The following is a 13371-nucleotide window of genomic DNA, read 5'->3' as shown; positions in this document are numbered from 1 at the left end:
TCGTCAAAACTTTGGAAAGCCGATCAGCGCAGAAGCACGAAGCCGGCAACGTTGAGGAGAATGAACAGCACGAGCGCGGTAAAGAAGCCGGCAGTCGTGAAGAAAGCGGCTGCCATGGCGACCAGCAGTGCCACGCAGAAAAGCGTTCCGAACTTCGTCGCTTCGAGGAAGAAGTTGTAGGTCTTCTCGTGTTCGGAATAATCCATCGGAGCGCCCGTTTCGAGTGGTCCTGAATGATGTTCAGCCATGATGCATGTCTCCCTGAAATACCATGACGCCGCGCCTACCAGGCTCACGCACACCATGCCTCGTCTCAAAATTCATTGCATGCGCGTCCACGCGCCGCAAGCTGCCAATTGCGCATAGCTGCCCTTACACAATGTGACGGCTAAGCGCAACGAAAACCGGGAGGGACGCCTGCGACATAAGGAACACAAGCGAGGGTCACGGAAACGCCGGAGAGTTGGCAAGCAGACCCTGCTCATAAGGACAGGGGGGACAGCAAGGCCAAATCTGACCCGTCTCTGCACGAGGGGCGGAAACCTCCTGGTGACGAGGAGAGTTGACTTTGCCCCGCGCCTGAGAGCAATGGCAATATGACGCGAAACAAGGCTTCGAGTCGGCGAGACCACGTGACTGAAGCCGCAGCTGGAGACCCGCAATGCCCAAACCTGTTGTTGCCATACCGGCCGATTTCAGGACCTTCGACGGCAACGTCTGGCATGCCACGCCACATCAGTATGTCCGCGCTGCCGTCGAAGGCTCCGGCGTGATGACCTTCCTGGTGCCGGCACTCGAGACGGGCAACGACGCAGATGAAATTCTGGACCGCGTGGACGGCGTGCTCGTCAGCGGCTCGCGCAGCAATGTGCATCCGTCGCTCTACGGCAAGCAGGCAACCGAAACGGACGGGCCCTTCGATCCGGGCCGCGATGCGACGAGCCTTCCGCTGATCCGGCGGGCGCTTGAGCGCGGCGTGCCGTTGCTCGCCATCTGCCGCGGCATACAGGAGCTCAACGTCGCGCTTGGCGGCACGCTGGCGAGCGAAATCCAGGACAGGCCCGGCATGTGGGATCACCGCAAGCCGGACGTGCAGGAGCTCGATATCGCCTACGGCATCCGCCAGAAGGTCATCGTCAAGGAAGGAAGCTGCCTTGCTTCCGTCCTCGGCACCGGCGAGGTGCAGGTGAATTCGCTGCACCGGCAGGCGATCTCCGAGGCAGCGCCGCGTCTCGCCGTCGAGGCCGTCGCAGAAGACGGGACGATCGAGGCCGTGTCGGTGATCGATGCAAAGGCCTTTGCCGTCGGCGTGCAATGGCACCCGGAATACTGGGTTGGCCAGGACCGCCCCTCATCGACCCTGTTTCAGGCTTTCGGCGACGCGGTTCGCGCCTATGCGGCCTCGAAGGTTACGGCCTGACGCACGGTCCTTTTAGGCCGTCTTGCGGGTGAACGGTGTCTCGTCGACCGGCGTCAGCGCAGCGCCCGTCTCGAACCAGGCGATCAGATTGTCGACGACGAGGTCAGCCATGGCGTTGCGCGTGGCCTGCGAGGCCGATCCGACATGCGGCAGCAACGAAACGGTCGGCAGCGCCAGAAGAGCGTCCGGCACATAAGGCTCATTTTCGAACACGTCGAGGCCGGCAGCGGCGATGACACCACGCTGCAGCGCATCGGCAAGCGCCGCCTCATCGACGGTCGTGCCACGCCCGACATTGATCAGCACGCCTTGCGGTCCGAGCGCCTGCAGAACCTCCGCATTGACGGTTCTGCGGGTGGCTTCGGTGCCCGGCACGATCACGATGATCGTGTCCACCGCCTCTGCCATTGCCTTCAGCGTCGAAAAATGCCGGTAAAAGAGGCCCGGGCGCGGCGTGCGGGTATGGTAGGCGATGGAAAGTCCGAAGCTCTCGAGGCGCCTGGCGATTGCCAGCCCGATACGGCCGAGCCCGTAGAGGCCGACCGTGCGGCCGCGCAGTGTCAGCGGCGACAGGGCAAAGGCGCCCTCCTTAGCCCAGCGCCCCTGCCGCAGCCACTGCTCGGCGGCGGGAAGCTGACGCACCGTATTGATGAGCAGGCCGATCGCCGTATCCGCCACCTCTTCCGTCAGCACATCCGGCGTGTTGGTGACGACGACACCGCGTTTCGCCGCATGTGCGGCATCGACGCCGTCATAGCCAACGCCGAAATTGGCAATGATTTCGAGGCTGGGGAACGCATCCATGAAATCGGCGGGGAGTTTACCCTGCACCGCAACACCCGAGACACTGGAAGCCATGCCAGCGGTAATCAGCGCGGGATCGGCGGCAGCGACAAAGACCGGCGCAAAGTGATCCGGCAGACGATCGAGCACACGCTTGCTCATCCTTCCGGGCACAAGAATACGGGGACGGCCATGCGGCATCTTTCGCTCCTTCCGGGATTGGATCGCCTTATTCGGATGAATTGGGCCGCAGCGGGCCGGTCGACTGGCGAATCCGCATTTCGGGCTTGATCAGATGGATACCGTCCGGCTCGTGGCTGCCGTTGAGCTTGTCGAGCAGCGCGCGCGCAGCACTGCGGCCCACGTCCGACTGTCCGTTCCAGACGGTGGTCAATGCGGGCGTGGAGATCGACGCTTCCTCGAGATCATCGTAACCGGTGACCGACACGTCGCGGCCGGGAACAAGACCCGCTCGGGCAATGCCGTTCATCATGCCGATGGCGACGAGATCGTTCCAGCAGACGACCGCGGTCGGCTTCTGCGGCAGGGAAAGCAGATGCACCGCCGCCTCGAAACCGCCCTGCATGGAGCGGGGACCCGGAATGCGCAGGTCGGGATCGACATCGATATTGGCCTTGCGCAGCGCATTGACGTAGCCCTGATAGCGGTCGCGACCGGTCGATGTCAGGTCCGTGCCGCCGACCATGGCAATCACGCGGTGCCCGAGGCTGATCAGGTGATTGGTGGCGAGCGAAATGCCGTAGGCGTCGTCACCGCGGAAGATCGGTACGTCCAGCCCATCGATCGAGCGGGCGATCAGCACCGCCGGCATGCCGTTGTCTTCGGCAAGCCGGATATCTTCCGGCGGCGTGCCGATGGCCGGCGACATGATGACGCCGTCGCCGCCCAGTTGCAGCAGGGTCTCGATGAAGGCGCGCTGCTTTTCGACGGAATCATAGTGATTGGAAAGAATGAACGTCTGCCGGTCGCGATCGAGTTCTGCCTCGATGGCCTTGAGGATTTCGCCGTAGAAGGGGTTCATGATGTCGTGCACGACGACGCCGATGATGCCGGAGCGGGATGTGCGCAGGCTGGCGGCACGGCGGTTGTAGATATAACCAAGCGCCCGCGCCTGGTCCTTGATCTTGTCCCGGGTCATGGCAGCAACGAGCGGGCTGTCGCGCAATGCCAGTGATACGGTCGCCGTCGACACCCCAAGCGTTTCGGCAATGGTTGAGAGCTTGATCTTCTGCGCCACGTTTCCCCCATCAATTCGGCCGGCTTGGCACCCGTATTTTTAAATCCTCTTTAAACTGTTTAAATTGACGCTGCAATCGCCAAATTACAGGCGATTTTCCAGAATCATTCCGCAGCGTCCGTACTCTGGAGATTGCCGTCGACGGCGCGCAGCAGCTTCATCAACGTCTTGATCTGCTTTTCGCTCAGCCCCCTGGTGGCAATTTCCTCCGAGGTCTTGCCTGCGGCGGCAATCGTCTGGAGCCGAGTGCGGCCGAGCGTGGTGAGATAGACTTTCGTCAGACGGGCATCCTCGTCGTCAGCCCGCCGTTCCAGAAAACCCTGGGCTTCCATGCGGCCGATCGTGCGGGTCATGGTCGGCGCCTTGACGCCAAGCTTCATGGCCAGCACGCCTGCCGTCAGCCCGTCGGTTTCGGCGAGCGCCAGCATCACGCCGTCCTGACCGGCATAAAGACCGCTTTCGATCAGATTACGCGACAGCACGGTGCGCATTGAGCGCGCCGCCTGCACCAGCACGGAGGCAAGATCCTGAGCCTCGACGGCAACGTCGTGGTTCTTCTTCTTGTTGCCCTTGGCTTTTTTCTCGGCCTTGCTCTTCTTTCCCATCGGTCCTCCACCAAATTTCTTGCACGGCCACTCTTGCACTGTATGACTCGATTAACACCCCGGCCGCAAGTACAAGCGAAGGACTGAAGCAAGCATGGCATTCCCGGCACCCCGTTGGAAAGACAATGTTTCCGATCTTCCGCCTGCTGCCCGGGAAGAGTGGATTGCCGTGCTTCCACTGGGCGCGACCGAGCAGCATGGACCGCACCTGCCCTTTGACACCGACACGCTGATCGCCGAAGGACTGGTCGAGCGGTTGATCCCGCGATTGCCACCCGTTTTGCCCGTGACCTTCCTGCCGGCGGAACCGGTCGGCTATTCGATCGAGCACATGGACGTGGCCGGCACCCGATCGCTCGCCTACGACGAGGCGGTAGGACAGTGGCTCGGGATGGCGCAGCAACTGCACCAAATGGGCATCCGCAAATTCGTCATGCTGAATGCCCATGGCGGCAATTCGCCTTTGATGACGATCGTTGCGACGGAAGCCCGGGTGCGGTTCAGCATGCTGGCGGTCGCCACGAGCTGGACGCGCTTTGGGCAGCCGGACGGCTGGATCAAGCCGCAAGACAAGGCGATCGACATCCACGGCGGCGATATCGAGACGTCGGTGATGCTGGCGCTTCATCCCGACAAGGTGGATATGGCGAAAGCGGCGCGCTTCGGCTCCCGCCAGAGCGATTTTGCCGTACGCTACAAGCACCTGCGCGCCTATGGCCCGCACGCCTTTGGCTGGAAGATGTCGGACCTCAACGAAAAGGGCGTGGCCGGCGATGCTTCCGTGGCAACGGCCGAGCGGGGCGAGCAATTGATTGCTCATGCCGTTTCGGGGATTATCGAGCTGTTGGAGGATGTCGCGGCCTTCGATCCATCTAGCCTGCGGTAGTGCCGGGCGTCGGTTCGACACGCATGATCGGCACCGGCAAAACAGCGTGAAGAATCCGGGCCTGGCATTTGCGCTGGCGCGTTCCATCTCCTATATCAACACCACCCCGATGCCGAACGCATCCGATTTCTCGAGGTTTTCCCATGACCGAAACCACAGCCAAGCCCATTCCCGTTACCGTGCTCACCGGCTATCTCGGCGCCGGCAAGACGACGCTGCTCAATCGCATTCTTTCCGAGAATCATGGCCGGAAGTATGCCGTCATCGTCAACGAATTCGGCGAGATCGGCATCGACAACGACCTGATCGTCGAATCCGACGAAGAAATCTACGAGATGAACAATGGCTGTGTCTGTTGCACCGTGCGCGGCGACCTGATCCGCGTCGTCGAGGGGCTTATGCGCCGCCCCGGCCGTTTCGATGCGATCATCGTCGAAACCACCGGTCTTGCCGACCCGGTGCCCGTCGCCCAGACCTTCTTCATGGATGACGACGTGCGCGCCAAGACCGAGCTCGACGCCGTCGTCGCCCTGGTCGACGCCAAGCACCTGCCGCTGCGCTTGAAGGACAGTCGCGAAGCCGAAGACCAGATCGCCTTTGCCGATGTCGTTCTCTTGAACAAGACCGACCTGGTGACGTCGGAAGAGCTGGCGAGGATCGAAGCGACCGTCCGCGTCATTAACCCGTCCGCCCGCATCCACCGGACCGTGCGCTCCGAGATCGACCTGGCGAACGTTCTGAACCAGGGCGCCTTCAATCTGGAACGGGCGCTGGAAAACGATCCACATTTCCTCGATCAGGATGATCACGACCATGATCATGAATGTGGCCCGGATTGCAACCATGATCACCACCACCATGATCACGACCATCACGATCATGACCACCATCACCACGACCACGCCCCCTCGCCGATCCATGACGTCACGGTGCAGTCGGTTTCGCTGCGCGGCGGCGAGATGAACCCGGACCGCTTCTTCCCCTGGATCCAGAAGATCACCCAGACGGAAGGCCCCAACATCCTGCGGCTCAAGGGCATCATCGCCTTCAAGGGCGACGAGGAACGTTATGTCGTCCAGGGGGTGCACATGATTATCGAAGGCGATCACCAGCGTCCGTGGAAGGACGGCGAGAAGCACGAAAGCCGCCTCGTCTTCATCGGCCGCGAGCTTGACCGCGAAAAGCTGGAGCGCACCTTCAAGGCCTGCGAGGCCGCTCCCGCCGAGGCCGCAGCACACTGATGCCGACAGTCGCTCCTCTTGATCTCGAAGGCCATGTGGCAGGCGTGGCCTTTTTGGGTGACGTGCCGTTCTTTGCCGAATCATCCGGCCTGGTCCACCGTCTTGATCACGGCCACAAGACTGTTGGAGCGCATGAGGGCCTGCTCTCCTGCGTGCGCGACGAAGCGACCGACACGCTGCTGACCGGCGGCGAGGACGGCAGGGTGCTGCGCGTTCAGCTGGACGGGACGATCACTGAAATCGCCAATGTTCCCCGCAAATGGATCTCGCAGGTCGCCGCCGGCCCGCAGGGCGCAGTCGGCTATGCCTATGGCAAGACCGCGCATGTCCGGCTTACCGACGGGACCGTCAAGGAATTCACCGAGGAACGCACCGTCGAAGGCATCGCCTTCGCGCCGAAGGGCATGCGCATCGCGCTTGCCCGTTACAACGGCGTCTCGCTGCACTGGGTCGCAATGGCCGGACAGCCGGTGGACCTCGAATGGAAAGGCGCCCATACCGGCGTGACCTTCTCGCCCGACGGCCGCTTCGTCGTCACCAGCATGCAGGAAAATGCCCTGCACGGGTGGAAGCTCGACACCAAGCCCGGCGCTGAAACACGCCACATGCGCATGACCGGCTATCCGGCCAAGGTGAAATCCATATCCTGGTCGGCCAAGGGCAAATGGCTTGCCTCCTCCGGCGCACCGGCCGCCATCGTCTGGCCCTTCCAGGCCAAGGACGGGCCGATGGGCAAGGCGCCGCTCGAACTCGGCACCCGCGCCAATATCATGGTCACCCAGGTCTCCTGCCATCCGATCGAGGAGATCGCGGCGATCGGCTATGCCGACGGCATGATCCTTGTCGTTCGCTTCGCCGATGCCAAGGAAGTGCTTTTGCGCCGCCCCGGCAAAGGCGCGATCACCGCCATGGCCTGGAGCAGGAACGGCCGGCAATTGGCCTTCGGTAGTGAAGCGGGCGATTGCGGCGTGGTCGATATTGCAGGCTGAGGCCATTCAATCTGTGGCGCAGATCAGCGCGCCACAGATTTCTCGCTCCCCTTCACCACATCAATTCCACATGCGGCCGGCCGTTCGAGGTTTTCTCAATCGTCCGGCCCGTTTCGTCGATAGTGCAATGGACGCGCTTTCGAAAAGCCGAGAAGCTGTCGAAGCTGACGACATCGACGGCCTCGTCGAGATCGAGGGTCAGCCGATAGCGGCCGGGCTGTGCGGTGACCGCCTGGACGCCGAGGATTTTCGCCTCGAAGGGCTGGCCGAGATAATGGCCCTTGACGCGGGATCCGAGTATCCAGGGATCGAGCGGCGGGCGATTACCGGCGACCGCGTGAAGCGTGTTCCAGTCGCGAAAGCCGTATTGCTTGGCCAGAAGTTCGAGAGATTTCGAGTGGGTGATGTCCTGACCTTCGGCGGCGAGGCCGGCACGCAGCCGTTTCGCCTGATCCTTCAGGGCATCGAGGGATGGAAGCGGGACTGATCCGCGCATGAGTGGTCTCCGACATGGAGCGTGCAGTCTTTCGGAGGGAGCCCGCATTGCCACCGTTCGCACGCCACAATCATGGACGACCGGAATGGGAAAGAGAGACTTCACCAAAAGCTTGGAAGCTTGCGGACGGCCGGGGCTCTCACCCGTTGCCATGGCGTGTAGTTCATCCCGGCGGCGCTGTCAAATTTCAGGTGCGCCGAAACCCCGCTCAGGAGCCAGTCGGGACTCCGGAGCGGCGCTGCTTCAGGAAAAGGCAGGCAGCGGTATCGGTTTGGTAGACGTGTCAGGCTTTGCTGCCTGCCGGTACCGGAATTTCGGGCATTTACCCTACTCCCGATACCGCCTTCAGGACCGGACCGCGCCGGGTGGCAAGGCCGGTTCGCGAACCCGGTTTCCCGCCCTGAAGACAGTCAAAGAATGACACGGTTTTTCAGGGCGGGGATCAGCGGGGAAAAATTCAGGCGGCCCGGCGCAGTTTCGGCATGGCGAGCTTGCGGCCGCTGGCGACCAGCATGCCGGCTGCACCATCCAGCCAGCCCTCTTTCAGTTCCAGGCCCAGGAAGCGGTTGCGCTCGAACGGGCCGGGCATGACGAGATGCTGCGCCTTCACGGCGAAGAAGCCGAAGCGCTCGTAGTAGGGTGCATCGCCGACGAGCAGGATGGCGCCGTGGCCGCGGCTCTTCGCCGCGCCGATCGCAGCCCGCATCAGGGCGCCGCCGATGCCCTTGCCCTCATGGGCAGCATCGACCGCGAGCGGACCGAGCAACAGGGCATCGACCGGCGTTCCATCGCGACTGACGCCGGCTTCGATGTTCCACAGGCGCACCGTGCCGATGACATGGCCGTGCGGATCGCGGGCAACCAGCGCCAGGCCTTCGGCCGGCACGCGGCCGAGGCGCAGCGCTTCCGACGACTTGCGGCGACGGTTCGGCCCCATGGCGCGATCGAGCAGGCTTTCCCGCGCGACGACGTCGCCGGGATTCTCGGCGTCGATGGTGAAGGCATTCTGCGCGAAGAACGCGCGGACAGAATCAAGAACAGCGGCCATCCTGGCCTCCCGTACCCAATACCGTTATCAGCGGTGGTTATAACAAATTGTGAGTGGCCGCTCCGGCCAAAGCCGGAGCGTGCCTTAGATGACGTAGGACTTCAGCGGCTCGAAACCGTTGAAGGCGACGGCCGAATAGGTCGTCGTGTAGGCGCCCGTGCCCTCGATCAGAACTTCGTCGCCGATCGTCAGCGAAATCGGCAGCGGATACATGTTCTTCTCGTACATCACATCGGCCGAATCGCAGGTCGGGCCGGCGAGAACGCAAGGCTCCATTTCGTCGGCGTCATGCGCGGTGCGGATCGGGTAGCGGATCGCCTCGTCCATGGTTTCGGCGAGACCACCGAACTTGCCGATGTCGAGGAACACCCAGCGGTGGTTGTCGTTGTCCGACTTCTTCGAAATCAGGACGACTTCCGACTTGATCACGCCGGCATTGCCGACCATGCCGCGGCCCGGCTCGATGATGGTTTCGGGCAAGTTGTTGCCGAAGTGCTTGCGCAGCGCACCGAAGATCGCCTTGCCATAGGCTTCGGCGGAGGGCACGTCGCGCAGGTACTTGGTCGGGAAACCACCGCCCATGTTGACCATCTTGAGCTCGATGCCCTGCTTCGCCAGCTGCACAAAGACGCGCTTGGCATCGGCAAGGGCCGAATCCCAGGCATCGACCTTGGTCATCTGCGAACCGACATGGAACGAGACGCCATAGGAGGTCAGGCCGAGCTGATGGGCGTAGACGAGAACGTCGACGGCCATCTGCGGGACGCAGCCGAACTTGCGCGACAGCGGCCATTCGGCGCCTTCGCCATCGGTCAGGACGCGGCAGAACACCCGCGCGCCCGGAGCGGCACGAGAAATCTTTTCGACTTCCTCGTGGCTATCGACGGCAAAGAGCGAAACGCCGAGCGCATGCGCCTTGGCGATGTCGCGTTCCTTCTTGATGGTATTGCCGAAGGAGATGCGCGAAGCGGTCGCACCGGCGTCGAGCGCCATTTCGATTTCAGCGACGGACGCGCAATCGAAGTTGGAGCCCATGCTGGCGAGCAGACGCAGGATTTCCGGCGCCGGGTTGGCCTTGACGGCATAGTAGATGGAGCTGTCCGGCAGGGCATGACGGAAAGCCTTGAAATTGTCGCGCACGACTTCGAGATCGACCACGAGGCAAGGGCCTTCGGGACGTCGGGTGTTCAGGAAGTCGATGATACGTGCAGTCGTCATGGTTCATTCCCCAATCAGTATGCTCCGGAAAACCGGAGGACAAAGGGCATATGCGAACACGTCCTGGCACCAGCCGGTGGAGACCCCGGAACCAGACATGCGCACGATGCGCGGATGGTGAACAACGCCCCGCCAAGAGCTTTGTTCGGCTTTGTCTGCCATTGATTGGAAGGAGAACCCTACCGCACTTCCGGCAATGAAGGTGTGCCTCTTCAGTAACCCCGGCTGATGGAAAGCCGGAAGAGAACAAAAAGGCCCGCACCGTCGTTGCTTCAGATGTCCTCGCATTTTCCGGTTGGCCGGAATAGCGACTGGAGGGGTTAATTCCAGGTACCTTACCGATTTCCTCACCAATTCGAGGGTTCGGCGGACACCCATGGGCACGTGCGACTTTGGGCTGAGTGGGAGATAAGAAAAAACCCTGTCGTAATCAAGCGTTTTTTCGATTTCGCTGTTGAATTTTTATCTGAGACGGAAACAATCATTTCGTTCACATTTAATGAACAATGAGAGGCTTCGATTAGGATTGGTCAAGTCGTTGATTCCAATCGATTTCCTTTCAGAAAATTAATGCCCTTTTCGCCAATCGCGATAAGAGGTATCGAGAGCGCAAAAGACGTGCGTCTGGATGGTGCAATGCGGTCGGCCAACCGAGGGCGCGAATCGAGCACGTAAGTCGCGATCGCAGATGCAGAGGGAATGATGGACCGATGGATACTCTCACTCGCATTCGCGCCTTTATCGATGTGGTCGATGCCGAGGGCTTCTCCGCTGCTGCCCGCCGTGTCGGGCGCTCGAAGGCGCTGCTTTCCAAGTACGTGCGCGAACTCGAGGACGAACTCGGCGCGCTGCTGCTCAACCGCACCACCCGGCAATTTTCGCTGACGGAGGCCGGGCACACCTATTACCGGACGGCGTCGGAAATCCTCAAGGAGATCGACAACCTCGCCGATCTCGTCCGCGCCAGCAACTCGGACCTCAAGGGCCGCTTGCGCATTTCCGCACCGCGCACATTCGTCGATGCGGAGATCGGCCAGTCGCTGATCGATTTCGGCAAGGCGCATCCGGAACTGTCGCTGGAAATCGTCTCCGACGACCGCTTCGTCGATTTGGTCGAGGAAGGTTTTGACGTCGCGATCCGCATCACGAAACTCGAGGATTCGACGCTGATCGCCCGCAAGCTGGACGATTTCCAGGTCCAGATCTGCGCCTCGCCCGAGTTTCTCGAAAGAACCGGACCAATCAACCATCCTTCCGAACTATCCCGGCATGCCTGCATCATCGACACCAATGGCCGCTCCTACAGCAACTGGCGCTTTGTCGAGCCGGATGGAACCCATTTCAGCGTCCCTGTCGGCGGGCCGATCGAGGTCAACAGCCCGCTTGCCGCCGTGCGTGCGGCGGAATCGGGCATCGGGATATCCGGTGTTCCGGAATTCATCGCCCGGCCGAAGATTGCTGCCGGCACGCTGGTTCCGATCCTGGAGACCTATCTTCCCAAGGACCGCGGCATCTATGCGATCTATCCGCATCGGCGCTACCTGCCGACGAAAGTGCGGACTTTCGTCGATTTCCTCTACAACTGGTTCCGCAAGAACACGTGAAATTGACGACTTTGCCGCAGGTGCAAAGTCCCAATTCCGTCCCATTTGACATACATTGCAGAATATATTGGGCAGAAAATACTGGGCCGAATATATCGGCTGCGCCGATATAGCGAAGGAAAGCACGACGTCATGAAACCATTGTCCCTGATCCTGGCGGTCGCGGCATGTCTTGCCCCTTCAGCCGCGCTCGCGCATCCGCATATCTTTGCCGAAGCGCGCCTCGAAATCGTTGCGGATGGATCGAACCAGATCACCGAACTGCGCAATGTCTGGCGGTTCGACGAGCTGTTTTCATCCAGTGTCGTGATGGATTTCGACAAGAATTCGAATGCCCAGCTCGATCCGGACGAGTTGCAGGAGGTCGGCCAGACCGTTCTCGATTCGCTCGCAGAGTACAATTATTACACGACGATCACCGACAACGGCAAAACCATCAAGGTCAACAAGCCCGATGCGATCACGGCCGACTACAAGGACGGCCAGCTGCTTCTGATGTTTGCCGTCAAACCGGCCGAGGTGATGCCGCTCAAGGGCAGCTTGGCGTTCGGCGTCTACGATCCGACCATGTATACGGCGATGGATTTCCCAACCGATGAGGACCTGGTTCCGGTCGGTGATCAGCTGAAGGCTTGTGAGCACAAGGTCGTGCGGCCCGATCCGGACGAAGTGCTGGCTCAGAATCAGGCGACCCTGACCGACGCCTTCTTCAACGACCCGACAGGGACCGACATGTCGAAGATGTTTGCGACGAGGATCGAGTTCAAATGCTGATGTCACGGAACAGCGGCCGCCTGGTGGGGCTTGCGCTGATGCTGACCATCGCAGGCATCGCCGTGGCGCATGCCCAGTCGCCGCTCGGCATCGGCACCGCCGAGCCGGCCTTCAAGACGACAGGCATCTTCGGCGGTTTCTTTGCCTGGGTGAACATGGAGCAGCAGCGTTTCTATCACACGCTGACGGCGGCGATCAAAGGCATGCGGGAGAACCCCTGGCAGCTCTGGTCGCTGATCGGGCTGTCCTTCGCCTATGGCGTTTTCCACGCGGCCGGTCCCGGCCACGGCAAGGCGGTGATCTCCTCCTACATGATTGCCAATGAGACCGAGCTGAAGCGCGGCGTGCTGCTCTCGTTTCTCTCCTCGATGATGCAGGGCGGGGTCGCCATCCTGCTCGTCGGCGCTGCCTACCTCGTGCTGCGCGGGTCCTCGATCTCGATGACGCAGGCGACGCATTTTCTTGAAGTGGTGAGCTACGCCCTGATCGCGGCGTTCGGCGGCTGGCTGCTGTTTCGCAAGCTGCGCGGTCTGCGGCAGCGCCGGCTGGCGCCGGCATTGGCGCAAGATGCCCATCACAGCGCTCACGAGCACGATCATGGCCACCATGACCACGCACATCAATCCCACGGCCACAGCCATGGGCCGGGCGAGGTCTGCGACACCTGCGGCCATGCGCACGCGCCCGATCCGTCGATGCTCAAGGGCGATCGCTTCGCGCTGCGGGAGGCCTGGTCGGCCGTCATCGCGGTCGGCCTGCGGCCCTGCTCCGGCGCACTGATCGTCCTGAGCTTCGCGCTTTTGAACGGGCTTTATCTCGGCGGCGTGCTCTCGGTCTTCGCCATGTCGATCGGCACCGCCATCACCGTCTCGGCGCTGGCAACGCTGGCCGTAACCGCCAAGGATCTGGCCGTGCGCTATGCCTCAAGCGGAAACGCGGCGATGCGGATCAGCAACGGCATCGAAATCTCGGGCGCATTGCTGGTGCTGGTACTGGGCGTCGTGCTGCTCGGGGCGTCGCTGCAGGGCTAGGCATCGCTTTGTTTTGAC

14 protein-coding genes are annotated in these 13371 nt (G+C 61.7%); 7 read left to right on the top strand and 7 right to left on the bottom strand.

The window, feature by feature from the left end; genetic code table 11:
- Positions 1 to 23 precede the first annotated feature (23 nt).
- The gene (locus ACSQ2W_RS10500) at positions 24 to 248 is read right to left on the bottom strand and encodes an aa3-type cytochrome c oxidase subunit IV (RefSeq protein WP_436086187.1); all 225 of its coding nucleotides are present in this window, start codon (positions 246 to 248) and stop codon (positions 24 to 26) included.
- A gap of 413 nt (positions 249 to 661) precedes the next feature.
- Between ACSQ2W_RS10500 and ACSQ2W_RS10495 the strand changes: the two genes are divergently transcribed.
- Entirely contained in the window at positions 662 to 1420 is a 759-nt protein-coding gene (locus ACSQ2W_RS10495) for a gamma-glutamyl-gamma-aminobutyrate hydrolase family protein (RefSeq protein ID WP_436086186.1), read from the top strand.
- 12 nt (positions 1421 to 1432) lie between these two features.
- On the opposite strand, the gene ACSQ2W_RS10490 is transcribed toward ACSQ2W_RS10495, so the two are convergent.
- The 3 genes from ACSQ2W_RS10490 to ACSQ2W_RS10480 form a co-directional block, all read right to left on the bottom strand.
- Positions 1433 to 2404: a 2-hydroxyacid dehydrogenase gene (locus ACSQ2W_RS10490; protein ID WP_436086185.1), complete on the bottom strand. Its 972-nt coding sequence runs from the start codon at positions 2402 to 2404 to the stop codon at positions 1433 to 1435.
- A gap of 28 nt (positions 2405 to 2432) precedes the next feature.
- Positions 2433 to 3461 (bottom strand): LacI family DNA-binding transcriptional regulator, encoded by a 1029-nt coding sequence (locus tag ACSQ2W_RS10485; protein WP_436080026.1) that lies wholly within the window; start codon positions 3459 to 3461, stop codon positions 2433 to 2435.
- A 104-nt stretch (positions 3462 to 3565) separates the two neighbouring features.
- On the bottom strand, positions 3566 to 4066 hold the full coding sequence (locus tag ACSQ2W_RS10480) for a MarR family winged helix-turn-helix transcriptional regulator (RefSeq protein WP_436086184.1): 501 nt from the start codon (positions 4064 to 4066) through the stop codon (positions 3566 to 3568).
- 94 nt (positions 4067 to 4160) lie between these two features.
- On the opposite strand from ACSQ2W_RS10480, the gene ACSQ2W_RS10475 reads away from it, so the two are divergent.
- From ACSQ2W_RS10475 to ACSQ2W_RS10465, 3 genes are all read left to right on the top strand, one after another.
- On the top strand, positions 4161 to 4952 hold the full coding sequence (locus ACSQ2W_RS10475) for a creatininase family protein (protein WP_436086183.1): 792 nt from the start codon (positions 4161 to 4163) through the stop codon (positions 4950 to 4952).
- Between the two features lie 143 nt (positions 4953 to 5095).
- The gene (locus tag ACSQ2W_RS10470; RefSeq protein ID WP_436086182.1) at positions 5096 to 6193 is read left to right on the top strand and encodes a CobW family GTP-binding protein; all 1098 of its coding nucleotides are present in this window, start codon (positions 5096 to 5098) and stop codon (positions 6191 to 6193) included.
- Complete coding sequence (locus tag ACSQ2W_RS10465) at positions 6193 to 7182, top strand: WD40 repeat domain-containing protein (protein WP_436086181.1); 990 nt, start codon at positions 6193 to 6195, stop codon at positions 7180 to 7182. Before ACSQ2W_RS10470 ends, ACSQ2W_RS10465 begins: the two co-directional genes overlap by 1 nt.
- Positions 7183 to 7234: 52 nt before the next feature.
- On the opposite strand, the gene ACSQ2W_RS10460 is transcribed toward ACSQ2W_RS10465, so the two are convergent.
- The 3 genes from ACSQ2W_RS10460 to odc2 all read right to left on the bottom strand — a co-directional run bounded on the left by ACSQ2W_RS10460 (position 7235) and on the right by odc2 (position 9944).
- Positions 7235 to 7678, bottom strand: a complete 444-nt coding sequence (locus ACSQ2W_RS10460) for a glyoxalase superfamily protein (RefSeq protein WP_436086180.1) — start codon at positions 7676 to 7678, stop codon at positions 7235 to 7237.
- Between the two features lie 457 nt (positions 7679 to 8135).
- Entirely contained in the window at positions 8136 to 8726 is a 591-nt protein-coding gene (locus ACSQ2W_RS10455) for a GNAT family N-acetyltransferase (RefSeq protein ID WP_436086179.1), read from the bottom strand.
- Between the two features lie 84 nt (positions 8727 to 8810).
- Positions 8811 to 9944: an ornithine/lysine decarboxylase gene (gene odc2 / locus ACSQ2W_RS10450; protein WP_436086178.1), complete on the bottom strand. Its 1134-nt coding sequence runs from the start codon at positions 9942 to 9944 to the stop codon at positions 8811 to 8813.
- Between the two features lie 710 nt (positions 9945 to 10654).
- Here odc2 and ACSQ2W_RS10445 point away from each other — a divergent pair.
- The 3 genes from ACSQ2W_RS10445 to ACSQ2W_RS10435 all read left to right on the top strand — a co-directional run bounded on the left by ACSQ2W_RS10445 (position 10655) and on the right by ACSQ2W_RS10435 (position 13353).
- Positions 10655 to 11548 carry a LysR family transcriptional regulator gene (locus tag ACSQ2W_RS10445; RefSeq protein ID WP_436086177.1) on the top strand — a complete coding sequence of 298 codons (894 nt, stop codon included), beginning with the start codon at positions 10655 to 10657 and terminating at the stop codon, positions 11546 to 11548.
- Positions 11549 to 11680: 132 nt separating this feature from the next.
- On the top strand, positions 11681 to 12322 hold the full coding sequence (locus ACSQ2W_RS10440) for a DUF1007 family protein (protein WP_436086176.1): 642 nt from the start codon (positions 11681 to 11683) through the stop codon (positions 12320 to 12322).
- The gene (locus ACSQ2W_RS10435) at positions 12316 to 13353 is read left to right on the top strand and encodes a nickel/cobalt transporter (protein ID WP_436086175.1); all 1038 of its coding nucleotides are present in this window, start codon (positions 12316 to 12318) and stop codon (positions 13351 to 13353) included. Before ACSQ2W_RS10440 ends, ACSQ2W_RS10435 begins: the two co-directional genes overlap by 7 nt.
- The last annotated feature ends 18 nt before the right edge of the window (positions 13354 to 13371 follow it).

This window comes from Pararhizobium sp. LjRoot255, assembly GCF_964252905.1.
Lineage (GTDB): Bacteria > Pseudomonadota > Alphaproteobacteria > Rhizobiales > Rhizobiaceae > Pararhizobium.
This window is presented reverse-complemented; position numbering and strand designations above follow the sequence as displayed.